General features: G+C 37.7%; 23 protein-coding genes. 17 read left to right on the forward strand and 6 right to left on the reverse strand.

Annotation, left to right across the window (positions count from 1 at the left end):
* Together QUD79_RS02545 and QUD79_RS02550 are read right to left on the reverse strand one after the other, a co-directional pair.
* Positions 1-966, reverse strand: a complete 966-nt coding sequence (locus QUD79_RS02545; protein WP_184424502.1) for a KpsF/GutQ family sugar-phosphate isomerase — start codon at positions 964-966, stop codon at positions 1-3.
* Between the two features lie 22 nt (positions 967-988).
* Complete coding sequence (locus tag QUD79_RS02550) at positions 989-1,969, reverse strand: calcium/sodium antiporter (RefSeq protein ID WP_184424503.1); 981 nt, start codon at positions 1,967-1,969, stop codon at positions 989-991.
* Positions 1,970-2,422: 453 nt separating this feature from the next.
* On the opposite strand from QUD79_RS02550, the gene mlaF reads away from it, so the two are divergent.
* The 7 genes from mlaF to murA all read left to right on the forward strand — a co-directional run bounded on the left by mlaF (position 2,423) and on the right by murA (position 7,121).
* Entirely contained in the window at positions 2,423-3,229 is an 807-nt protein-coding gene (gene mlaF, locus QUD79_RS02555; RefSeq protein WP_184424504.1) for a phospholipid ABC transporter ATP-binding protein MlaF, read from the forward strand.
* Positions 3,229-4,005 carry a lipid asymmetry maintenance ABC transporter permease subunit MlaE gene (gene mlaE, locus QUD79_RS02560; RefSeq protein WP_221435186.1) on the forward strand — a complete coding sequence of 259 codons (777 nt, stop codon included), beginning with the start codon at positions 3,229-3,231 and terminating at the stop codon, positions 4,003-4,005. The genes mlaF and mlaE overlap by 1 nt, the downstream gene beginning before the upstream one ends.
* Before the next feature lie 31 nt (positions 4,006-4,036).
* Positions 4,037-4,504, forward strand: a complete 468-nt coding sequence (gene mlaD / locus QUD79_RS02565) for an outer membrane lipid asymmetry maintenance protein MlaD (RefSeq protein ID WP_184424505.1) — start codon at positions 4,037-4,039, stop codon at positions 4,502-4,504.
* 20 nt (positions 4,505-4,524) lie between these two features.
* On the forward strand, positions 4,525-5,175 hold the full coding sequence (locus QUD79_RS02570) for an MlaC/ttg2D family ABC transporter substrate-binding protein (protein ID WP_184424506.1): 651 nt from the start codon (positions 4,525-4,527) through the stop codon (positions 5,173-5,175).
* Between the two features lie 14 nt (positions 5,176-5,189).
* Positions 5,190-5,483: an STAS domain-containing protein gene (locus QUD79_RS02575; protein WP_184424507.1), complete on the forward strand. Its 294-nt coding sequence runs from the start codon at positions 5,190-5,192 to the stop codon at positions 5,481-5,483.
* 88 nt (positions 5,484-5,571) lie between these two features.
* Positions 5,572-5,829 carry a BolA family protein gene (locus tag QUD79_RS02580; RefSeq protein ID WP_184424508.1) on the forward strand — a complete coding sequence of 86 codons (258 nt, stop codon included), beginning with the start codon at positions 5,572-5,574 and terminating at the stop codon, positions 5,827-5,829.
* A 29-nt stretch (positions 5,830-5,858) separates the two neighbouring features.
* Positions 5,859-7,121 carry a UDP-N-acetylglucosamine 1-carboxyvinyltransferase gene (gene murA, locus QUD79_RS02585; protein ID WP_184424509.1) on the forward strand — a complete coding sequence of 421 codons (1,263 nt, stop codon included), beginning with the start codon at positions 5,859-5,861 and terminating at the stop codon, positions 7,119-7,121.
* Positions 7,122-7,181: 60 nt separating this feature from the next.
* Here murA and QUD79_RS02590 read toward each other — a convergent pair whose 3' ends face one another.
* The 3 genes from QUD79_RS02590 to QUD79_RS02600 all read right to left on the reverse strand — a co-directional run bounded on the left by QUD79_RS02590 (position 7,182) and on the right by QUD79_RS02600 (position 10,414).
* On the reverse strand, positions 7,182-8,252 hold the full coding sequence (locus tag QUD79_RS02590) for a trypsin-like peptidase domain-containing protein (protein ID WP_246454963.1): 1,071 nt from the start codon (positions 8,250-8,252) through the stop codon (positions 7,182-7,184).
* A gap of 137 nt (positions 8,253-8,389) precedes the next feature.
* Positions 8,390-9,745 (reverse strand): Do family serine endopeptidase, encoded by a 1,356-nt coding sequence (locus QUD79_RS02595; protein ID WP_184424510.1) that lies wholly within the window; start codon positions 9,743-9,745, stop codon positions 8,390-8,392.
* Positions 9,746-9,949: 204 nt separating this feature from the next.
* Positions 9,950-10,414 carry a ZapG family protein gene (locus tag QUD79_RS02600; RefSeq protein WP_184424511.1) on the reverse strand — a complete coding sequence of 155 codons (465 nt, stop codon included), beginning with the start codon at positions 10,412-10,414 and terminating at the stop codon, positions 9,950-9,952.
* A gap of 244 nt (positions 10,415-10,658) precedes the next feature.
* Between QUD79_RS02600 and zapE the strand changes: the two genes are divergently transcribed.
* Complete coding sequence (gene zapE / locus QUD79_RS02605) at positions 10,659-11,774, forward strand: cell division protein ZapE (RefSeq protein ID WP_184424512.1); 1,116 nt, start codon at positions 10,659-10,661, stop codon at positions 11,772-11,774.
* Positions 11,775-12,220: 446 nt separating this feature from the next.
* On the opposite strand, the gene QUD79_RS02610 is transcribed toward zapE, so the two are convergent.
* On the reverse strand, positions 12,221-12,955 hold the full coding sequence (locus QUD79_RS02610; RefSeq protein WP_184424513.1) for a phosphate/phosphite/phosphonate ABC transporter substrate-binding protein: 735 nt from the start codon (positions 12,953-12,955) through the stop codon (positions 12,221-12,223).
* Between the two features lie 603 nt (positions 12,956-13,558).
* Between QUD79_RS02610 and QUD79_RS02615 the strand changes: the two genes are divergently transcribed.
* The 9 genes from QUD79_RS02615 to QUD79_RS02655 all read left to right on the forward strand — a co-directional run bounded on the left by QUD79_RS02615 (position 13,559) and on the right by QUD79_RS02655 (position 22,105).
* On the forward strand, positions 13,559-15,724 hold the full coding sequence (locus tag QUD79_RS02615; RefSeq protein ID WP_184424514.1) for an adenosylcobalamin-dependent ribonucleoside-diphosphate reductase: 2,166 nt from the start codon (positions 13,559-13,561) through the stop codon (positions 15,722-15,724).
* A 34-nt stretch (positions 15,725-15,758) separates the two neighbouring features.
* The gene (locus tag QUD79_RS02620; RefSeq protein ID WP_184424515.1) at positions 15,759-16,445 is read left to right on the forward strand and encodes a TSCPD domain-containing protein; all 687 of its coding nucleotides are present in this window, start codon (positions 15,759-15,761) and stop codon (positions 16,443-16,445) included.
* Positions 16,446-16,730: 285 nt separating this feature from the next.
* A complete protein-coding gene (gene rplM / locus QUD79_RS02625) occupies positions 16,731-17,159 on the forward strand; it encodes a 50S ribosomal protein L13 (RefSeq protein ID WP_184424516.1) in 429 nt (142 codons plus the stop codon).
* A 3-nt stretch (positions 17,160-17,162) separates the two neighbouring features.
* On the forward strand, positions 17,163-17,555 hold the full coding sequence (rpsI, locus tag QUD79_RS02630; protein WP_184424517.1) for a 30S ribosomal protein S9: 393 nt from the start codon (positions 17,163-17,165) through the stop codon (positions 17,553-17,555).
* 792 nt (positions 17,556-18,347) lie between these two features.
* Positions 18,348-18,938, forward strand: a complete 591-nt coding sequence (petA, locus tag QUD79_RS02635; RefSeq protein ID WP_184424518.1) for a ubiquinol-cytochrome c reductase iron-sulfur subunit — start codon at positions 18,348-18,350, stop codon at positions 18,936-18,938.
* Positions 18,938-20,200, forward strand: a complete 1,263-nt coding sequence (locus QUD79_RS02640) for a cytochrome b (RefSeq protein ID WP_184424519.1) — start codon at positions 18,938-18,940, stop codon at positions 20,198-20,200. The genes petA and QUD79_RS02640 overlap by 1 nt, the downstream gene beginning before the upstream one ends.
* The gene (locus QUD79_RS02645; RefSeq protein WP_184424520.1) at positions 20,200-20,898 is read left to right on the forward strand and encodes a cytochrome c1; all 699 of its coding nucleotides are present in this window, start codon (positions 20,200-20,202) and stop codon (positions 20,896-20,898) included. Before QUD79_RS02640 ends, QUD79_RS02645 begins: the two co-directional genes overlap by 1 nt.
* Positions 20,899-21,002: 104 nt before the next feature.
* The gene (gene sspA / locus QUD79_RS02650; protein WP_184424521.1) at positions 21,003-21,644 is read left to right on the forward strand and encodes a stringent starvation protein SspA; all 642 of its coding nucleotides are present in this window, start codon (positions 21,003-21,005) and stop codon (positions 21,642-21,644) included.
* Positions 21,644-22,105: a ClpXP protease specificity-enhancing factor gene (locus QUD79_RS02655; RefSeq protein ID WP_184424522.1), complete on the forward strand. Its 462-nt coding sequence runs from the start codon at positions 21,644-21,646 to the stop codon at positions 22,103-22,105. Before sspA ends, QUD79_RS02655 begins: the two co-directional genes overlap by 1 nt.
* The last annotated feature ends 164 nt before the right edge of the window (positions 22,106-22,269 follow it).

The following is a 22,269-nucleotide window of genomic DNA, read 5'->3' on the forward strand; positions in this document are numbered from 1 at the left end:
TTAAAGTACTCCTGATTTTAGTAAATCGTGCATATTCATTGCACCAATAGGTTGGTTACTTGCATTGACAATAATTAGTCCATTAATTTTCTTATCTTCCATTATTTTTAACGCTTGAGCAGCTAACATTTCTTCGCTAGCTACTTTGGGTTTTTTCGTCATAACGGAATGAATTTGGTCGTGGTGAATATCTACCTTTTCATCAAGTATCCGGCGCAAATCACCATCAGTAAATAAGCCGATTAATTCATTTTTATCATTAACAACAGCAGTCATACCAAGCCCTTTTAAAGACATCTCCATTAATGCGTCGGTAATTTTAGCATCTTGATGCACAACAGGTAATCGATCGCCAGTGTGCATTATATCTGATAAACGCAGTAAAAGGCGCTTGCCTAAACTACCGCCTGGATGAGAGAGTGCAAAGTCATCAGCCGTAAAACCACGTGCGTGCAACAGACTTACTGCGATAGCATCACCCATTACTAAAGCTGCGGTTGTGCTGGAAGTGGGAGCTAAACCCAAAGGACAGGCTTCACGAGAGACTTTTATACAAACATGGGTATCGGAAAGCTTAGCTAGGGTAGAGTCACTATTACCAGTCATGGCTATAAGTTTAGCACCTATACGTTTTAATACTGGGATTATGGCTAAAACTTCACCGGTTTCGCCAGAGTTAGAAATAGTCATAACTACATCATCTTTGGTGATCATACCTAAATCACCATGGCTTGCTTCGCCCGGGTGAACAAAAAACGCAGGAGTGCCCGTACTTGCTAAAGTAGCCGCGATTTTACCACCTACATGGCCAGATTTTCCCATACCAATAACGATGACGCGACCTGTACAGTCAAACATTAACTGGCAGGCTTTAGTAAAACTGTCATCAATAAACTTTGTTAATTCATTTATTGCTTCTTGCTCTATTTGAATAACATTGAGAGCTTGTTGTTTAAAGTTTTTCATAAATTAGTTTAGCCTTAACTGACTACCCTTTTAACTGACTAAATAATAGTACTTGATAAGCAATAAAGGTCATTATTAATACAAAACCTTTTACGCGTGTAATTCTAAAGTTACCGAAACGTCTACTAAAACAAAGAAAGAATAATAACAGGGTAACGCCAAGCATATAAGGTGCATCTCTTAAGGAAACATCATGATCTATGTCACCAGGGGCAATTAAGCCAGCTAATGAGAGTACCGCTAATATATTAAAAATGTTAGAGCCAATAATATTACCAATAGCTAAGTCATCTTCTTTTTTAATAATACTTACAATGCTTGCTGCTAATTCAGGCAAACTGGTACCAATAGCAATAACAGTTAATCCAATCACTAAATCACTTACCCCAAAGGCAGTGGCAATAAACACTGATGAATCAACTAAATATTTAGCACTAAGCGGTAATAATACCATGCCAATAATCAGCCAAAATATGGCATTAGGTGTGGTAGTTACCGGTACATCTTGCTCAGCGCTAGTTAATAAAGCGTCATCAAGCTTTTTTTGTTTGGAGTTACGTAGGGTTATTATTAATAAGGCCATAATATAAACGACAAAACCAATCATTAAAATTAAGCCTTCGATAAAACTAAAGTAATTATCAGCTAGCATAAAGTAAGCTAATGCTGTGATAGCTAATATTAATGGAATTTCTCGCTTTACTGTTGAAGATGAAACAGACAATGGTTGTAGTAATGCAGTTATACCTAATACTAGTGCAATATTTGTAATGTTTGAGCCTATTGCATTACCAATTGCTGTATTTACATTGCCTTGTAGCGAGGCCGTTGTAGAAATCATCATTTCAGGAGCAGAAGAGCCCATTGCTACAATTGTTAAACCAATAATCATAGGCGATATGCCACAATTTCTTGCAAGCGCAGACGCGCCAAAAACAAACTTGTCTGCGCTCCAAACTAAAACGACAAGGGACAATAATAAGATTAATATTTGTACAAGCATTAACAACTCCTAAATTACAGCAAAATTGTCGCTGGTTGTTAGCAAAATAAGATGAATAATTTTAGTAGGCAAAGAAATGTCATTATATGTCAATCTTCAAGAGAATAAAGGGGATATACATTAAAATTTTATTTGTTAATTAAGGCATGTTGAACATTTCTGTATATTTTTGCGGCAGATATTAGGGGTGTTGAACCTTACTGTGCATTTTTACAGCGATTTATTTGGTGTTTATACAAGGCTGAATTAGGTAATGGGGTTGTTCCTCGTAACTCTTTTCATTGAAAACGAAAACTAAGGCTAAGATTAAAGCTAAATAACATTTGCTTACGATTAATCGGACCATTTTACTCGCTGCGTCAGAAAATTATTAATTATCTAATGCAGTAATGTGCTCGCTCAGGTAAAATGGCCTCAGAATTTTAAACATTAACATTGATGTTGCTTAATAATATGTCACAACCATTAGTTGAAATTAAAAACCTTACTTTTAAGCGTCAAGAGCGGGTCATATACAATGACATTAGTTTGTCGATCCCAAAAGGAAAAGTGACTGGTATAATGGGCCCTAGTGGCATAGGGAAAACAACACTATTACGTTTAATTGGCGGGCAAATTCGTCCTGAATCAGGAAAAATTCTTTTCGATGGCCAAAATATTCCTACACTTTCTCGCTCAGAGCTTTATCAAATACGTAAACGTATGAGTATGTTATTTCAAAGTGGCGCGCTATTTAGTGATATGAGTGTATATGAAAACATAGCGTTTCCCATTAGAGAGCATACTCAATTATCAGAAAATATTATCGACAAAATGGTGCTAATGAAACTTGAAGCTGTAGGTTTACGAGGTGCTCGTAATTTAAAGCCAAGTGAACTATCCGGTGGTATGGCACGTCGTGCCGCACTTGCGCGAGCTATTGCGTTAGACCCTGAATTGATTTTGTATGATGAGCCTTTTGCCGGCCAAGATCCTATCTCAATGGGTGTGATTGTTCGGTTAATTAGTTCATTAAACGAAGCACTAGGTTTGACTTCAGTGGTTGTTTCACATGATGTCCCAGAGGTGATGAGTATTGCCGATTATATTTATATTATTGCCGAACAAAAAATAATTGGTCACGGCACACCAGATGACATAGCTAAGCAAGCATCTCCGCTAGTGCAACAATTTATTAAAGGTGAAGCCGATGGCCCTGTACCATTTCATTATAAAGCTGCGTCTTATCAAGAAGAGCTAATTGGTAAGGGAGTCAAATAATGGATATGATCCAACAACTTGGCCGTCAAGTTATTACTACGATTTCAGGTCTTGGTCGTGCAATATTAATGCTGTTATCGTCGTTGATGCATGTGCCAAATTTTAGAAAAGGTTACCCCTTATTAATTAAGCAACTCTATGCTATTGGGGTGCTTTCGCTTGTAATTATCGTAGTGTCTGGTTTATTTATTGGTATGGTGTTGGCATTGCAAGGCTATACTATATTAGTAGGCTATGGCGCTGAAGCAAGTTTAGGTCCTATGGTTGCGTTATCGTTATTGCGCGAACTTGGCCCTGTGGTATCTGCTTTGCTTTTTGCAGGTCGTGCAGGTTCAGCTTTAACGGCAGAAATTGGCTTGATGAAAGCTACAGAGCAGCTTTCAAGTTTAGAAATGATGGCAATAGATCCATTACGCCGAGTGATTGCGCCTCGATTTTGGGCAGGCATGATTACTTTGCCCTTATTAGCTGCAATTTTTTCAGCTGTAGGTATTCTTGGTGCACATCTGGTGGGCGTTGAATGGCTAGGTGTAGATAGCGGTACTTTTTGGTCAGTGATGCAGTCACAAGTGTCGTTCGAAAAAGATATCGTAAACGGTATTATCAAAAGTATTGCTTTTGCATTTGTAGTTACCTGGATCGCAGTTTATAAAGGCTATAGTTGTGAGCCTACCTCTGAAGGTATAAGCAGAGCAACCACCTCAACCGTGGTGCAGTCGTCTTTATTAGTTTTAGCATTAGACTTTGTATTAACAGCGTTAATGTTTACAAAGTAATTATTATTTTATTAAGAGTTTGGTGGAAGACATGGTGTCGAAGAAAATAGAATTAATGGTAGGCTTTTTTGCAGCGTTAGGTATTGCAGCATTACTAATGTTAGCGCTGAGAGTAGCTAATAGCGGTATTTCAGGTAATAGTGAAACATATCAACTGTACGCTAAGTTTGACAATATTGGTGGTTTAAAAGTACGTTCGCCAATTAAAGTTGGTGGAGTTGTTGTAGGACGGGTGAGTAATATTTCGTTAGACCCTGAAGATTACACGCCAGTTGTTACCTTAGATATAAACGCACAATACAATCATTTTTCTGAAGCTACGTCGGTATCTATTCTTACCGCCGGCTTATTAGGTGAGCAATATATTGGTCTCTTACCAGGGTTTATGGATGAATCAGTTGGTACATTAGTGAATGGCGATTTTATTGAAGATACAAAACCTGCTTTAGTGTTAGAAGAGTTGATCGGTCAATTCCTATTTAGTCAAGGTAGTGATTAAACCGTTTGAAGGAGTATAAAATGAAAATATTGAATAAAGCTGTAACAATAGTATTTGCTTTTCTCGTAACCTTTTCGTTATCAACTAGCGCAGCAGCTGAGCGTGTTATCGATAGTAAAGACCCTTACAAGTTAATTGAAGTGGTGGCAGATATTACATTTAAGCGATTTGCTAACGAGCAAGATAATATTCGTAAAGATGCAAATATTTTAAAAACGATTGTTCGTGAAGAATTGTTGCCTTATATTGATTATCGCTACGCTGCATTCAAAGTGATTGGTGGGCAAAACTTTAGAAGAACTACAAAAGCAGAGCGTGCTGAGTTTACTAAAGTATTTCGCGAATATTTGGTCACTTCTTATGCACAAGTTTTCACATTATATAACAATCAAAAAGTAGAATTTGGCCATGCGAGAGATTTTAGCAATAGTAATGTGGTCGCTGTAAATACCTCGGTAATAGAGCCTGGAAGAGAGCCTATTAATATTTCGTTTAGAGTGAGAAAAAATAAAAAAACCAACGAATGGAAGGCTTATGACATGGTTGCTGAAGGTATAAGTTTACTTGATAGTAAACAAGCAGAGTTTAGCAGCTTGATACGTCAAAAAGGCTTACCTCATGTTAGCCAAATGTTAAAAGAAAAAAGCGCTAAAGATATCGTTTTTAAATAAGGCTATACGCTATTATGACCGTAAAAATTACAATGAATGATGATGGTATTGCGTTAGCAGGCGAATTAACCCAAGCTACTATTACCCAAGCGCTAGAAAAGCAGTCAGTTCGTTTTTTTGAACAAAAAAATGTCACTATCGATTTAGCGGGTATTGTAAAAGTAGATACCGCAGGTCTTGCATGGTTGCTAACTTTAGTTGAGCTTGCATCAAGCCAATCAAGTAAGGTTTGCTTTACTCATTTGTCGACAGAGTTACAAAACTTAGTAAAACTATCTGCGGTAGATTCTTTTTTACCTAGCCATTAACAATACAACACTTGTTATCAAGCCTTCAAACTCGCAATTTGAGGTTGTTTAGGTATATAATCTTAGAATAAATTTATAGGAGACTTAAGTGGAAATTTCAGCAATTGAAAAGTTGATAAATGACGCGGTTGCGTTAGACGAACTACATGTAAAATTTGATGGTTCTCAGTGTACTGTAATAGCAGTCGCTGATTTTTTAGGTGAATTAAGTCGCGTTAAAAGACAACAAGCCATCTACTCTCCGCTTGCACAAGTCATTAATGACGGAATAATACACGCAGTAACTATTAAAACATTTACCACGTCAGATTGGCAGCGTGAAAAAATGTTCAATTTACCCCTATAATCCACAACAATAATTTCAAAGAGGTACATTTGGACGCATTTAAAATTACAGGCGGCATAGCACTTAACGGTGAAGTTGCAATATCAGGCGCAAAAAATTCAGCGTTGCCAATTCTTATGGCAACCTTATTATCAGAAACTCCCATTGTTATTAGTAATGTTCCTCGTCTGAAAGACATAGAGACAACAGTTAAGTTACTAACACAATTAGGCGCGATTGTTGAGTGGCAAGACCATAACACAGTTAAAATAGATGCAAGTAACGTTAATCAATATAAAGCGTCTTATGAATTAGTTAAAACAATGCGTGCTTCTATTTTAGTCCTTGGACCGTTATTAGCTCGATTTGGTCATGCAGAAGTTTCCCTACCTGGTGGTTGTGCTATTGGCGCTCGCCCTGTAAATCTTCACATTCATGGCTTAAAGTTAATGGGTGCAGATATAGAAGTTGAAAATGGCTATATTGTTGCAGACAACAACGGTCGTTTAAAAGGCGCTAATATTTTTATGGATGTAGTCAGTGTAACAGGCACTGAAAACCTAATGATGGCAGCGGCGCTTGCCGAAGGCACAACTTACATTGAAAATGCCGCAAGAGAACCCGAGATTGTAGATTTAGCCAATTGCTTAAATGCTATGGGTGCGAAAGTCTCAGGCGCTGGAAGTGATACCCTTGTTATTGAAGGGGTTCCAAGCCTTCATGGCGGACAATACAGCGTGATGCCTGATCGTATTGAAACAGGAACGTTCTTAGTTGCTGCTGCAGTTACACGAGGAAAAGTAAAATGTACTAATACTGATCCTAGTGCTTTAGATGCAGTATTAAGTAAACTACAAGAAGCCGGGGCAAATGTTACTACAGGCGCTGACTGGATTGAATTATCAATGGATAAACGCCCTAAAGCGGTAAATATTAAAACAGCACCGCACCCGGCATTTCCAACTGATATGCAAGCGCAGTTTGTAACGTTAAACGCTATTGCAGAAGGTGTTGCTACCACAACCGAAACCATTTTTGAAAATCGCTTTATGCATGTGCCTGAATTACAGCGTATGGGTGCAGATATTTCATTAGAAGGTAATACTGCGATGACAAAAGGGGTTGAAAAGCTAACGGGCGCACAGGTAATGGCCACTGATTTACGTGCTTCAGCCAGTTTAGTTATTGCCGGATTAGTTGCTACTACCGAAACACAAGTTGACCGAATTTATCATATTGACCGTGGCTATCAAAATATTGAAGATAAACTGCAAAAACTTGGTGCTAACATTGTTAGAATAAAAACCAACTGATCTGGCGAGTTAGCTAAAGAGAAAGTTTGAATAAAAAGCCAGTATTATTACTGGCTTTTTTTATCGTTTTTCTTCAATGACTACAGGGATATCAAGAGGTAACTCACCGCGAGCAACCTTAAAAATTAAAGTAGTATTAGGCTTGGTTTCTGCAACAATATCTAGAGCTTGGCTGATCGAGTGTATTTCAACGCCATCGATTTGATATATTAGATCATTAACTTGCAATCCTGCTTTATGAGCAGGGCTATTAGGCTGGATCTCGCCAATTAAGAAGCCTGTAGACCTAGCAAAACGTGAGTTGGTAGATACGCCTAACCAACCACGAATTACACGTCCATCCTCAATGATTTTACGCATTATTTTATGCGCTAACTTATAAGGTACTGCGAAAAATATGCCTTGAATACTTAATTCAGGATCAAAGGAATATTCACGTGAATTAATATATTTTCGTGAATTAATACCAACTAACACCCCATTGCTGTTAACTAAGGCACCACCTGAATTACCTTCATTAATTGCCGCATCCATTTGTAGAAATTCTTGATAACTTGTACTGCTCAAACCGCTGCGTCCTGTACCACTAATTATGCCTTGAGTTACTGTTTGCCCAAGATTAAAAGGGTTACCAATAGCGAGCACAACATCACCAACATAAGAGGTTAGGTTTTCATCTTGAGGGATCGTAGGTAAGTTCGTCGCCGCAACTTTTAAAACGGCTAAATCAGTATAAACATCATAACCTATTAACTCTGCGGGATACCGGTCACCATTTTGAAGAACTACACCAATTAAGTCAGCATCTTGAACAACATGATAATTTGTTAATAGGTAGCCATTTGCATTCATTATTACGCCAGAGCCTAATTCTGTAGTGCGATGGCTTCGATTATAATTAAATGAGGGCTGTATTTTTTCAGAATATATATTAACTACTGCGGCACTTGCTTGCTGTACTGCCCTAGCATAAGAATGAGGCTGCTCACTTTGTTTAGATGAGGCTAGAATATTCCACCAAGAACCATTTCCATCGCGTAATTCTGGTATTAATAATAATAAAACAACTGCGACTATTACACCGTAGCTTGCTGAATTTAAGATGTATTTTAATGCGCTTAACAGTTTCAAGGTTATAGTTTCTTTAAGTAATTTGTTTTAAGTGTAGTAAAAACGAAAGAATATTTTGTATTAGCTTACCACAACTTTTCTGAACAACGCTCACAAAAAAGGCTCAATGAAGAGCCTTTTGTAGAGTTTGATAAATATTAGCGAATTCTGATATAAAATATTGTGTTGCCACGAATAATTTTTAATAAAGAAATACCTTTGATTTCTGATAAATAATCACGAAGTTCTGCAATATTCTTAATACGGGCTTTGTTGACGCCAGCAATAATATCACCTTTGCGTAAGCCAATAACTTCAGCAGGAGAGCCTTCTTCAACGTCACCTACGATCACGCCAAGACCTTTTGATTGGTTATTGAGCTTAGCGCCTTCAAGCATACTATGAATACTTGCAGGTTCGATGTTTGCACTTTGTGTTTTCTTTAAAGTTACGGTGTAAGTTTTAGACTTACCATTAGCTTTAACCACAGTTAGCTCAACATCTTTTCCGGCTCCTATTGAACCAATTTTTCCTCTTAACTCACTGAAGCTTTTAACATGTTTACCATTTACTTGGGTTATAACATCTCCCGCTTCAATACCGGCTTCTTCTGCAGCAGAATCTGGTTCGACTCGCTCCACAAAGCCACCCTGGTTGGCATCTAATTCCATTGCTTTAGCAATTTCACCATTAACACTGTAGCCAGAAACGCCTAAAACACCTCTGCGAACTTCACCGAACTCTAAAATTTGGCTAACAAGGTTTTTTACCATATTGCTAGGAATGGCAAAGCCAATACCGACATTACCACCATTAGGACCGATAATTGCAGTATTGATACCGATTAACTCACCGCGTAAATTTACCAATGCACCACCCGAGTTACCACTATTGATAGCAGCATCTGTTTGAATAAAGTCTTCATAGTTTTCATTATTTAAGCCGCTACGCCCTAAAGCGCTAACAATACCAGAGGTAACAGTTTGTCCTAAACCAAAAGGGCTACCAATAGCGACAGCGAAGTCACCTACACGTAACTTATCAGAGTCGGATACATTTATTTCAACCAAGTTTTTAGTTTCAACTTGTATTAATGCAATATCACTACTTTCATCGGCACCAATTTTTTTAGCGTCTAACTGACGACCATCTTTGAGGGTTACTTGAATTTCGTCTGCCTCTCTAATTACATGGTTATTTGTTACGATATAGCCTTTGTCAGCATCAATAATAACGCCTGAGCCTAGACCTCGAAAAGGACGTTCTCGGGCTTGATTCTGTCTAGGATTACCAAAAAAGAATTTAAATGCATCGGGGATGTTCTGTTTTTCTACATGAGTACCTTTAACTGATATAAGTACCACAGCAGGCGTAACATTCTCCAGCATTGGAGCTAAACTAGGCATTTGTTGACCATTTAATTGCAATGGTAGATTAGCTTGTGCAGGTAAAGAAGAGATAGCTAACGTTGTTGTTAGTAATATAGAACTACAGATAATTGATATTTTCTTCATACGATAAATTACTCCTAACTAAGGCATTTATACTATTTAAAGTTGTTAAATAAGCTCAACAGGGCAAGGAAATTATTGTACATAGCTATCGTTGATAAAAATTGACTCATGCCTTTATGTACAAATAATATATTACTGATCAATCATCGAGTAAGCATACAAACCCTGTGTACCTATAAAGACTAATATATAGAGAACAAGTTCCTAATTTCCAACCTCTGCATTTGTAACAGTTTGTTTCTTATCAGCAAATAAGCCGGTGGCTTCACCTGAGTAATCTAATGGCGGCTCTACAGAATCTTTGCGCTCAGCTTTTTCTTTTTTCTCGTGTCGTAAACTTACCGTTTGTGCTAATTGTTCCTGAGTTTCTTTAGAGAAGAAAGGCATAGCATCAAGGTCATTTGGAGTGACTTGTTGGAGTAGCTTGGTACTTTGTTCCATTTGTAGCATTGCTTTTTGACAGGTGTCATTCATTTGAGCGAGTAGGCTTGCAGACTGATCTAAATGCTCGGCAACGTCTAGTTTATACTGGGCTAATGCGGTTTCACTCTCGCTTACTTGAGTTGCCAGTTTCTTAGCTTGGATTGAAGAGGGAGATATAAATTTACTTGCAATAAAGCCTAAAACGCCGCCTACAAGTAAAAGAACAATAATTGTTAAAACTTCCATAGTGTGTACCTTCGTTGTGTCCAATGAAAACAGTTATACCAACTTTACGTTTGTTAATGTTATTCAGCGCTTGGAATAAACTGAATAGAATTGGTATTATACCAGTTAATCTAACGCATTTATTTATACTATACCAAGTGGATTATACAATTGCTCAACTCTTTAGTGCAATTGGTCTTAGTTAAGTAAGGGTTAGCTTATTTCAAATATTAATACACCCCAACTATATATAAACGGTCGATAAATGATAAATCTTTCCCCACTTGAGAAATATAAACAAGATTTAACTCGAGATGACTTTCAATATGATGCGGCTCAAGAGCATGCAGTTAAAAATTTACAACGATTATATGAAGACCTGCTTAATAAACCATTACCGGTAACAGGTTTTAAAAAAGTGCTAAACCGGTGGAAACGTGTTGTCGCTAAAAAAGAGCAAACATTAGTAAAAGGTTTATATTTTTGGGGAGGTGTTGGACGAGGAAAAACTTATTTGGTCGATACTTTTTATGATTGTTTACCGTTTGATAATAAAATGCGAGTACACTTTCACCGATTTATGCATCGAGTTCATCAAGAGCTAAAAACGTTAACAGGCAAGTCTGATCCCTTGAAGATCATAGCTAAACGCTTTGCAGATGAAACCTGCATTATTTGTTTTGATGAATTCTTTGTCTCAGATATTACCGACGCAATGATCTTAGGTACGTTATTTGAAGAATTGTTTGCACATAAAGTAACGTTAGTAGCAACTTCAAATATTATTCCTGACGAACTTTATCGCAATGGCCTGCAGCGTGCTCGTTTTTTACCCGCAATAAAGTTAATTAATGAAAACTGTGACGTGATTAACGTCGACAGCGGCGTTGATTATCGTTTACGTACGTTGGAGCAAGCTGAAATTTATCACTTTCCCCTGGATCAAGTTGCAGACGATAACCTTGAAAAGTACTTTACTCAGCTTTCATTTGAGCAGGGTGTTAAATTAAAAAAAATTAAGATTAACAATCGTGAGTTAGTCACAGTGCAGGAATCTGACGGCATTGTGCATTTTGACTTTGCTACTTTGTGTGTGTCTGCTCGTAGCCAAAGTGACTATATGGAGTTAAGTAGAATATATCACACAGTTCTATTGGCTAACGTTAAACAAATGAATGTTGATTGCGATGACGCAGCGCGACGTTTTATTGCTTTAGTTGATGAGTTTTATGAGCGAAATGTAAAACTCATTATTTCGGCTGAAGTCGCGATGGAGCAGTTATACACACATGGCGGCTTAGAGTTTGAATTTAAACGTTGTTTAAGTCGTTTGCAAGAGATGCAGTCGAGCGATTACCTTGCAAGTGAGCACTTACCTTAGTTTATGTGCCGTCAGCTTTGTATATTTAAACTAAAATTGACACTTTTTTGTAAAATAATTTAGGGCGTGTTGATCTTTCGAGTACAAATTTTGTACGAATTAAACATGATTTAATTGAGGCGTAGCGAATACAGTGTAGTATTTTACATAAATGAGCTAGACAGCTTCCGCGTCCTGCTCACGCTAAGTACCTACTTCCGTGTAAGCAACGAAAAGTAAATCATGTTTAAACGTATCCGTAGGACAGCGCCTCTTTGGTTTTTCTACGGCGTTTTCACTTATTTATGGGGAACAACCCCATTACATAAGTTCAGTCTTGTATAAACACCAAATAAATCCCTGCAAAAATGTACAGCAAAGTTCAACATGCCCTAGCATTAAACGATAAATAGGGAGCTTAAGTTAATACTCTAAGAAAAAAATATTTTTGCAAAGAAGTGTTCTTACTATTGGCCTTTATCATTTACTTTTTTAAACCCGTCAATCCAAGCAGGCACAACTTTATGTTCAGACCTGTTTAGTTGAGTTAATGCCCTTGTACATTGCTGCCTAATCGAGGATGAGATGTTTTTATGTATCCACCAGCCCCCTGTTTCTACCGCTTCTGTAACCGCAACAATTGAATAGTCATTAAGATCAGCCCAACGTGTAGCTAATGGGTGGGCAATGATGGCAACTTGTACATCTTGATGTCCCAAAGCTGCTGCTGAACCAATATAATTGCCAACAAAATAAAAATGGCTGTTCTCCTCATTAATATTTACATCGTTAAGTAACTTACTTGGTAGCATATACCCAGGCCAAGAGTGCTTGTTGATAAATGCAAACCAATACCCTTTTAGAGAGTTAAGATCTTTAATGCCTATACTGGCTTTAACAACAATTGCACCTTTAATATAAGTGTCATTATCTAGCGTTTTTGCAATAGCAATCAACTGATAGTCTGGATGATCTTTTAAAGCGATTGAGCGAGGGGTTGGATCGAATAAAAGCTGCGCAGGCTGGGCAGTGTTTTGGTACGGAATAGCATCACAGCCTTTCTGCTTTAACACATTTAGAAATCTTTTTAAGTGGCGCTGGCTTTTTTTACCACCATCATCGTGGTTTATCAAAACCGTGATGGTATTTGAAACTGATAACGTAGGCATTAATGCCAAAACAAAAACTAATAACTTTAACATGTGTTTCCCCGTGTGATGTTGGTATCAAACTAAAATAAAGCCTGCAAATACTTGGTCTCCTATATTACTTGGTTACCTATATTGTGTTAACGACTAAATGCAAAAACTCTAGCTATTGCGTTAGGGTTAATTATGTAAATACAAGCCATGTTACTACCCCTGTACTGATGCTAAACGATTGTTTTTTATATGAATATGTACATGCTTCCTGCCATTTTATAATCGTGCGTGTAAGAATGTGGTCACATCTTTATGGACAATGGTATTAACTTCCCTGTCATAGCATACAAAGTGAACCACAGTGATGAAATCGATTTGGAAAGCAGGAAATTTTAAAGAACAAAGCCGTTGTGTTGTTAAATAAATGATAGAAAATTTAACAATCAAAGAATACATTTGCGACTACAGCAATGTTGAGATATTTTGATATTTAATGATTAGTAAATCACTATATCTAGTAGTACAAAATGTAATTAATATCAATATGTGGTGTTTTAGCGTGATCTAGATCACAATATCTTGTGTTTCGAGTTTTATTAAAAAAAATATTAAGTAGCATTAGTCAACGTTAACGTTTCTCACTAGAACTAAAAAGGAATGACAATGACTACGCAAACTATAGGGCTTAACACCGCTTTAACATCGGCAGTTGAATTACAGCCTGCTTCTTGGGATATCTGGGATAAAAAATATCGCTTAAAAGATAAGCACGGCAATCCTCAAGAACAAACGATCACTGATACCTTCTATCGAGTGGCTAAAACATTAGCAGCGCTAGAGCCGAAAAACAAAAAGCACTGGTTAGAGCAATTTGTTTGGGCAATGGAATGTGGTGCATACCCAGCAGGTAGAATAATTTCTAATGCAGGAGCGGCTGAATTTAAGCCCGCAACCTCAACAATAAATTGTACTGTTTCAGGTGCTATCAACGATTCTATGACTGGAATTTTGTCACAAGTGCATCAAGCAGGACTCACCTTGAAAGCTGGTTGTGGAATAGGTTACGAATTTTCAACCTTACGACCTAGCGGAGCATACGTAGCTGGTGCAGGCGCGACAACTTCTGGTCCATTATCTTTTATGGATATCTTTGACAAAATGTGTTTTACCGTCAGCTCAGCTGGTGGAAGACGCGGTGCCCAAATGGGCGTATTTGATATTTGCCATCCTGATGTAAAAGAATTTATTTTAGCTAAAAGAGAAGATGGCCGACTCCGTCAATTTAATCTCTCGTTACTTATTAGTGATAACTTTATAAATGCAGTAAAAAATAACCAAGATTGGCATTTAGTGTTTCCAATTTCGCAGAAAGAGTTAAGCGCAGATAATATTGATCTCGATAATAAAGCACTTATCCACTTTAAAGAAAATTGTTACAGCGAAGAGTTTATTAAACAGCACGACTATATAGTTAATGAGCAAGGTTTAGTCGCATGTAAAATCTATCAAACTCTTCCTGCAGCAAGACTTTGGGATATGATAATGACCAATACATTTGATTATGCAGAGCCAGGTTTTTTATTAATAGATCATGCTAATGATATGAACAATAATTGGTTTTGCGAACAATTACGCGCAAGCAACCCGTGTGGAGAGCAAATTTTACCACCGTATGGTGCGTGTTTGTTAGGTTCAATAAATTTAGTTAAATTTGTAGATAATCCTTTCTCTGCACAAGCACAGTTCAATTGGAGTAAATTCAAAGAAGTGATCAAAGTATTCACGCGTATGTTAGATAACGTAGTGGAAATAAATGGCTTACCGTTAGAAGAACAACAGCAAGAGATTCTAAATAAACGTCGACACGGTATGGGATATTTAGGACTTGGTTCGGCGCTTACTATGCTCAAATTTGCTTACAATAGTCCACAAGCTGTAGCATTTACCGAAGAAGTATCAAAGGTGCTTGCGATCACAGGTTGGGAAGAAGCACTTAATCTTGCTAAGGAAAAAGGACCCGCACCAATATTAGCACAACAGTTTACTGTCACTGAAAGCATGCTATCAAAACGTCCAGAAATGAAAGAGCATGGCATTAAGGTGGGAGATAAAATTAAAGGTGCAGTGTTACACGCTAAATATAGTCGCTATATGCAACGTATTGCGCAAGAAAAGCCCGAACTTGTTGAGGAACTATCAAAAGTTGGAGCCCGCTTTACCCATCATAGCTCAATTGCCCCAACTGGGACGTTAGCGCTAAGTTTAGGTAATAACGTTTCTAATGGTATTGAACCGAGCTTTGCTCATGAATATCACCGTAATATTATTCGTGAAGGTAAAAAATCAAAAGAATCCGTTGCGGTATCGAGCTTTGAGCTTTTAGCTTATCGACAACGGGTCAACCCTGATGCATTGCCATTCACCGATGATGTTACAAAACAATTGCCTGAGTATTTTGTCGCAAGTGATGCAATAAGTCCCAATGCACATGTTGATATTCAAGCAGCAGCACAATATTGGATTGATTCGTCTATTTCTAAAACCATTAATATTCCTACCGATTTTAGTTATGAAAAATTTAAAAATATTTATATGTATGCCTACGATAAAGGACTGAAAGGTTGTACTACATTTAGATTTAACCCTGAAGTGCATCAAGGGGTATTAGTTAAAGAGCAAGACTTAGAAAACGTAAGTTATGAATTTACGTTGGCTAACGGCACAGTGATCACTGCAAAAGGTAACGAAGAAATTAGCTACGATGGCGAAATTCACACAGCTGCAAATTTACATGACGCCTTAAAAGAAGGTTATTACAGTAAATTATAATTTGTCACTCAGTATAACGTGTATAGGAAATTTCATGAAAGAGATCACCCAACCAATAACGTCAGTTAGAGTAAAGCCAACTGATGAAGTAGAAACTATAAATCAAGCAAATGCCCATGTCATTGTGCCAGATGAAGCAATAAAGCTTAACGAAACCATTAAACGACCAGAGATGTTAATTGGCTCTACCTATAAAATAAAACCACCTGTTTCTGATCATGCGCTATATATTACAATCAACGATATTTTGTTAAACCAAGGCTCGGAACAAGAGTCTCGTCGACCATTTGAAATATTTGTTAATTCTAAGAATATGGAATTTTATTCTTGGGTTGTTGCATTAACTCGTGTTATTTCGGCGGTATTTCGTAAAGGCGGTGATTGCACTTTTTTAGTTGAAGAGTTAAAAGCGGTATTTGATCCAAAAGGGGGGTATTACCAAAGAGGTACAGGTATTTACATGCCATCAGTGGTAGCTGATATTGGACATGTTATTGAAACACATTTAAAGGCTTTAGAAATGATGCCTGATAGCGCTATAGATAAAAACCAAAAAGCATATCTTGCTGAAAAAAAAGAGAAATCTCAAGCTGATGTTCAAAGCGAGCCTTCAAGCTTTCCGACAGCGGCAAGTCAATGTAATAAGTGTCATCAAAAGTCAGTAGTATTACTTGATGGTTGTGCTACTTGCTTAAACTGTGGTGACTCAAAGTGTGGTTAAACATTGAACTTAGATCCAAAGGGGGCAGAAAGAATTAAGCCTAGCTAAAGATTGGCAGCGCAAAATACATGCATAATTGACAAAAATATTACTACGATTAAAAAATAGTCGTGATCTTTATTAATTATCTCTGTATAATGCGCGCTCCCTGACGTTACAAATGTCTAATATCCCCAAGATACTAGACGATGGACTCGATACTCGAAGGGGTAATGGCGTAGTCTTTTAACTGACAGTCTCATGTTGAGGTTGTTTTTAGTAACATTTTAATATTGGGTTTTTTAAATGAAAACTTTTGTAGCAAAACCAGAAAGCGTACAACGTGAATGGTTTCTAGTGGACGCTGAGAATAAAACTCTTGGTCGTATCGCTACTGAAATAGCAAGCCGTTTACGCGGTAAGCATAAGCCAGAATATACTCCTCATTGTGATACAGGCGATTACATTGTTGTTATCAACGCTGAGAAAGTAAAAGTTACTGGTAACAAAGCGAAAGGTAAAATTTACTACTCGCATACTGAATTCCCTGGTGGTCTTAAGCAAATTAGCTTTGAAAAGCTAATTGAAAAAGCGCCAGAGCGTGTGATTGAATTTGCTGTTAAAGGTATGTTACCTAAAGGTCCTTTAGGTCGTGAAATGTACCGTAAGCTTAAAGTGTATGCTGGTGCTGAGCACAAGCATGCTGCACAACAACCACAACTTTTGGAGCTGTAAGCAATGGCTGATAATCAATATTACGGTACTGGTCGTCGCAAGAGCTCAACTGCTCGTGTGTTCATGAAAGCTGGTAACGGTGCAATAACAATTAATAAGAGTGACATTTCTGAATACTTTAGTCGTCCAACGGCTATTATGGTTGTTCGTCAACCATTAGAATTAGTTGAAATGTTAGAAAAGTTTGACTTTAACATCACTGTAAGTGGTGGTGGTATTTCTGGTCAAGCTGGCGCAATTCGTCACGGTATTACTCGTGCATTAATGGAATTCGACGAAACTTTACGTGCTGATTTACGTAAAGCAGGTTTCGTAACTCGTGATGCTCGTAAAGTTGAACGTAAGAAAGTTGGTTTACACAAGGCTCGTAAAAAGCCACAATTTTCAAAACGTTAATATTTTATTTATCGTTCAAAAAGCCGGCATATATGCCGGCTTTTTTATTATTTATTTACCCCGAACCGCCTTTATCTAATGCAGATGAAACCTAGAATATACACATCTCAGTAATACCAGTTTTATTAATTAAGTGATCAATTCAGAGCATAGTCAGGGAAATTAGAACAAAGCATATTAATGCAATCCGATGATTAGATTGATGTGCTGAGCAAGGCATTTTTACAAACCAATAGTTGACTATAGGGCTTCAAAGAACGTAGTGTTTACATAGTATTTTTGGGGAACAACCCCATTATACCAATCTCACTAATTATGTGATCATTTCTACTGGTTAAAACAATCAACTACTGCGTTATTTATTTTATAATTAGAACAACTAGTTATAAAATAAATGCCTTGTATTTGCCTGTTTTCACTGCGTATAAAATAGATCACTTATTTAATGAAACTGGTATTACATAAGCTCAGCCTTGTATAAACACCAAATAAATCGCTGCAAAAATGTACGGCAAAGGTCAACACGCCTTAAGGTTGAATTATTTGCTTGATCTTAAACAAGCTCTATAGTGCTGTATAAGTATACGCTTGATCTAAGGCGATAAATTTAGCCCGAAGTTAAGTAATTAATTAGTGAAATTGAGATGATTTCCCTTGTAAAAAACAGGGGTTTTCATTATGATCGTAAAAATTTTTTTATGGTTAGTTTGTTTAAATAAAACAGGGTTTGGTTTTATTTATGCTAATTAACAAAGTTATTTCTTGAAATAGAATAATAATTGGAGATGTTGGATGAGCAATGCGCCCGTGAATAACGGCCGTCGACGCTTTTTAACTGCAGCTACTTCTGTAGTTGGTGGTGTAGGTGTTGTCGGTGTAGCTGTGCCTTTCATTGGATCCTGGAACCCAAGTGCTCGCGCGAAAGCTGCGGGTGCTCCAGTTGAAATCAATGTAAGCAAAGTACAGCCTGGTCAATTAATTCGTGCTGAATGGCGCGGTAAGCCTGTGTATGTAGTACGTCGTACTGAAGAAACGTTGAAAGCATTAGCCAATCATGATGATCAGCTGCGCGACCCGCAATCAGCTGAACCTCAACAACCCGACTATGCAACCAACGGTCATCGTTCAATAAAGCCAGAGTTTATGGTGGCATTAGGTGTATGTACTCACTTAGGTTGTGCTCCTACTTACCATAAAGACGATTTTTCAGAAATGGTTGAAGGGGTAAAAGACGGATTTTTCTGCCCATGTCATGGCTCTAAGTTTGATATGGCAGGTCGCGTATTTCAAGGGGTGCCAGCACCTTTAAACCTTGTAGTACCTGAGCATTCATACCCAACTGAAGGCATTCTTCTAATTGGTGTCGGTCAAGGAGATGCATAATGAATAGTTTTATGGCTTGGATCGAAAAACGCTTACCACTCATGGACGCCATGAATAAGCATGCAGCCCAATATCCTGCTCCTAAAAACTTTAACTTTTGGTATGTTTTTGGGATTTTAGCGTCTGTAATCTTAGTTAACCAAATTGTTACAGGTATCTGGCTAACAATGAACTATGAGCCTTCTGGCGAAGGTGCGTTTGCGTCAATTGAATACATCATGCGAGATGTGGATTATGGTTGGTTGCTACGCTATATGCACTCCACCGGTGCTTCTGCATTCTTTATCGTCATTTACATGCACATGTTCCGTGGCTTAATGTATGGCTCTTACCAAAAACCCCGTGAATTATTATGGATCTTCGGAATGTTCATCTTCCTCGTGTTGATGGCTGAAGCATTTATGGGTTACTTATTACCTTGGGGTAATATGTCATATTGGGGCGCGCAGGTAATTATATCGCTCTTTGGTGCTATCCCAATTATCGGTGAAGAACTCACTATCTGGATAAAAGGTGACTATGTTATCTCTGGCGCTACGCTAAATAGATTTTTCGCACTACACGTAATTGCATTGCCATTAGTATTAGTGGTCTTAGTGTTTTTACATATACTTGCCTTGCACGAAGTTGGTTCAAATAACCCTGAAGGTACTGAAATTAAAAAGTCTAAAGGCAGTGTTCCGCTAGAAGAACAAAGCAAGTTTAAATTTCATAAACAATATACAGAAAAATACGATATTGTTGACGCTATACCGTTCCACCCATACTACACAGTAAAAGACTTGGTCGCGGTTGTTATCTTTTTAATTATTTTCTGTTGGGTAATGTTCTTTGCTCCTGAAGGTGGTGGTTACTTTATTGAAGCGCCAAACTTTGAGCCTGCTAATGGCTTAAAAACACCTGAGCATATTGTGCCAGTGTGGTACTTCGGACCATTCTTTACTATCTTACGTGTTATCCCTGATAAATTATTTGGTATGATAGGCATGTTTGCAGCTATTGGTATGTTGTTTGCCTTACCTTGGTTTGATCGCGGTATTGTTAAGTCGCTTCGTTTTCGTAGTAAAGCGCATTTCTTAAACTTAACGCAGTTTGCAATCAGCTTTATAGTACTTGGTATTTTAGGTACGCTTCCAGCAACTGACTTTTTAAATATGGTTGGTCGTATTGCGAGCTTAGGCTATTTTGGTTTCTTTATTGCGCTATGGTTTTACAGTAAAAACGAAAAAACTAAGCCAGTACCAGAGAGGGTATCAGGATAATGAAAAAGTTTATTATTGCAGTATTAGCTATTTTACCTACTTTGGTATTTGCAGCAGGTCCGAGTATACCGCTAGACAGCCCAAACAATGATCTTGCTGATAAAGAGTCATTAAAGCGTGGCTTTAAATCATATATTAATTATTGTTTAGCCTGTCATCAATTGAAGTATCAACGCTACAACCGTACTTTTGCTGATCTAGGTATTGATGAAAAAGAAGGTGTTGCTAACTGGATGCCTACGGGCGAAAAACCAGGCGATCATATTACTAACTCAATGCCAGCAAAAGAAGCTGCTAAATGGTTTGGTACTGCGCCACCTGATTTAACTTTGGAAACACGCTTTAGAAGTCCTGAGTACGTTTATACTTACTTGCGTTCGTTTTATGTTGATCCAAATCGACCGTTTGGCGTAAACAACACTGTTTTTAAAGACGTTGGTATGCCACATGTCTTACAAAACTTACAAGGCGTAAGAACACTGGATGAAAACGGTAACTTGTTACCAGCGACAGGTGGTAAAATGTCACCTGAGCAATATGACAGTTTTGTTCGTGATTTGACCAACTTTTTAGAGTATGTGTCTGAGCCCAACAAACTCGAGCGTGAAGCTTTAGGTTACTGGGTGATTGGGTTTTTAGTTATTTTATTAATCTTTGCATACTTATTAAAAGTTGAATACTGGAGAGATGTTCACTAAATGTGAATAATCCACTTAATCTCTAAGTGGAAACAACAGTCTTTCTTTGGGGGCATTTCGCCCCCTTTATTAGTTTTACATTATTTGAATTATTGGAGGCGGAAATGGCCGTTGCTGCAAACAAACGCTCTGTGATGACGTTATATTCACACGCAGATAATATGTATAGCCACCAAACACGTATTGTGTTGGCGGAAAAAGGCGTTGGTGTAGACATACATTTAGTGGATTTGGCTAATTTGCCAGAAGATCTGTTAGATCTTAATCCTTACGGTACAGTTCCTACTTTAATTGACCGTGAATTAGCTTTATATGAAGCGTCAATTATTATTGAATATTTAGATGAGCGTTTTCCTCATCCACCATTAATGCCGGTTTATCCTGTATCACGTGGACGTAGCCGTTTAATGATGCATCGTATTGAAAATGACTGGTATAGTTTAGCAAAAGTTATTTTAGACGGACCTGCTGATAAGGCTGCTAAGGCACGCTTAGAGCTGAAAGAAAGTTTATTAAGTGTTGCTCCTATTTTAAATGAAGCACCATACTTTATGAGTGAAGAATTTAGCTTAGTTGACTGCTACTTAGCACCATTATTGTGGCGTTTACCTACTATGGGTATAGAGCTAGATGGCCAAGGTTCTAAGGAACTAAAAACCTACATGCTTAAATTATTTGAACGTGAGTCGTTTCAAGCTTCACTAACTGAGGCTGAGCGTGAATTACGATTTGGTCACGAAGGCTAATGTCAGATAACATGACTTCAACTAAGCCCTATATTGTTAGGGCTTTTTATGATTGGATTTCAGACAACGATTTAACACCCTATATTGTGGTGGATGCTACTGTATTTGGTGTTATGGTACCTATGGCTTTTGTCAGTGATGATCAGATCATCCTGAATGTATCATCGTCAGCGGTTGGCGCTATATCTATGCAAGGTGAGCAAATTGAGTTTAGCGCTAGGTTTGCTGGTAAGCTTGAACATTTAGTTATCCCATATGGGGCTGTAGCAGCTATTTATGCAAAAGAAAATGGTGCTGGCACCCAACTACCTATTGAGCATCCAGAAAGGGAAGAGGGTGCGCCTTTTAAGTCTTCAACTAATGAATTGAAAAGTGTTGAAGGTGTTAAAAGTGATAGCAAAAATAATGTGTCAGACACTAAAAGTGATAAGCCACGCCCAAGTCTTAAAGTTATTAAGTAAGCTGAATACGGTATAAGCCAAGTACACCAAAGCTACGATTTTTATGCTTATCTGCGTTGCCTACATGGACGTAGGTACTTGGCTTTTGTCTGGAACTAAAAAACGTTAATTTGCTACTAATAGCTGGCTATTAGGTACAAAAATCAGCCTTGATTCACACAAAA

Origin of the sequence: Thalassotalea piscium, assembly GCF_030295935.1 — a bacterium.
Classification (GTDB): Bacteria; Pseudomonadota; Gammaproteobacteria; order Enterobacterales; family Alteromonadaceae; genus Thalassotalea_B; species Thalassotalea_B piscium.

Bases quoted from the DNA above. Each gene is read 5' to 3' on its own strand.
- QUD79_RS02545 (WP_184424502.1), bottom strand. From the start codon at position 966: ATGAAAAACTTTAAACAACAAGCTCTCAATGTTATTCAAATAGAGCAA.
- QUD79_RS02550 (WP_184424503.1), bottom strand. From the start codon at position 1,969: ATGCTTGTACAAATATTAATCTTATTATTGTCCCTTGTCGTTTTAGTT.
- mlaF (WP_184424504.1), top strand. From the start codon at position 2,423: ATGTCACAACCATTAGTTGAAATTAAAAACCTTACTTTTAAGCGTCAA.
- mlaE (WP_221435186.1), top strand. From the start codon at position 3,229: ATGGATATGATCCAACAACTTGGCCGTCAAGTTATTACTACGATTTCA.
- mlaD (WP_184424505.1), top strand. From the start codon at position 4,037: ATGGTGTCGAAGAAAATAGAATTAATGGTAGGCTTTTTTGCAGCGTTA.
- QUD79_RS02570 (WP_184424506.1), top strand. From the start codon at position 4,525: ATGAAAATATTGAATAAAGCTGTAACAATAGTATTTGCTTTTCTCGTA.
- QUD79_RS02575 (WP_184424507.1), top strand. From the start codon at position 5,190: ATGACCGTAAAAATTACAATGAATGATGATGGTATTGCGTTAGCAGGC.
- QUD79_RS02595 (WP_184424510.1), bottom strand. From the start codon at position 9,745: ATGAAGAAAATATCAATTATCTGTAGTTCTATATTACTAACAACAACG.
- QUD79_RS02600 (WP_184424511.1), bottom strand. From the start codon at position 10,414: ATGGAAGTTTTAACAATTATTGTTCTTTTACTTGTAGGCGGCGTTTTA.
- zapE (WP_184424512.1), top strand. From the start codon at position 10,659: ATGATAAATCTTTCCCCACTTGAGAAATATAAACAAGATTTAACTCGA.
- QUD79_RS02610 (WP_184424513.1), bottom strand. From the start codon at position 12,955: ATGTTAAAGTTATTAGTTTTTGTTTTGGCATTAATGCCTACGTTATCA.
- QUD79_RS02615 (WP_184424514.1), top strand. From the start codon at position 13,559: ATGACTACGCAAACTATAGGGCTTAACACCGCTTTAACATCGGCAGTT.
- QUD79_RS02620 (WP_184424515.1), top strand. From the start codon at position 15,759: ATGAAAGAGATCACCCAACCAATAACGTCAGTTAGAGTAAAGCCAACT.
- rplM (WP_184424516.1), top strand. From the start codon at position 16,731: ATGAAAACTTTTGTAGCAAAACCAGAAAGCGTACAACGTGAATGGTTT.
- rpsI (WP_184424517.1), top strand. From the start codon at position 17,163: ATGGCTGATAATCAATATTACGGTACTGGTCGTCGCAAGAGCTCAACT.
- petA (WP_184424518.1), top strand. From the start codon at position 18,348: ATGAGCAATGCGCCCGTGAATAACGGCCGTCGACGCTTTTTAACTGCA.
- QUD79_RS02640 (WP_184424519.1), top strand. From the start codon at position 18,938: ATGAATAGTTTTATGGCTTGGATCGAAAAACGCTTACCACTCATGGAC.
- QUD79_RS02645 (WP_184424520.1), top strand. From the start codon at position 20,200: ATGAAAAAGTTTATTATTGCAGTATTAGCTATTTTACCTACTTTGGTA.
- sspA (WP_184424521.1), top strand. From the start codon at position 21,003: ATGGCCGTTGCTGCAAACAAACGCTCTGTGATGACGTTATATTCACAC.
- QUD79_RS02655 (WP_184424522.1), top strand. From the start codon at position 21,644: ATGTCAGATAACATGACTTCAACTAAGCCCTATATTGTTAGGGCTTTT.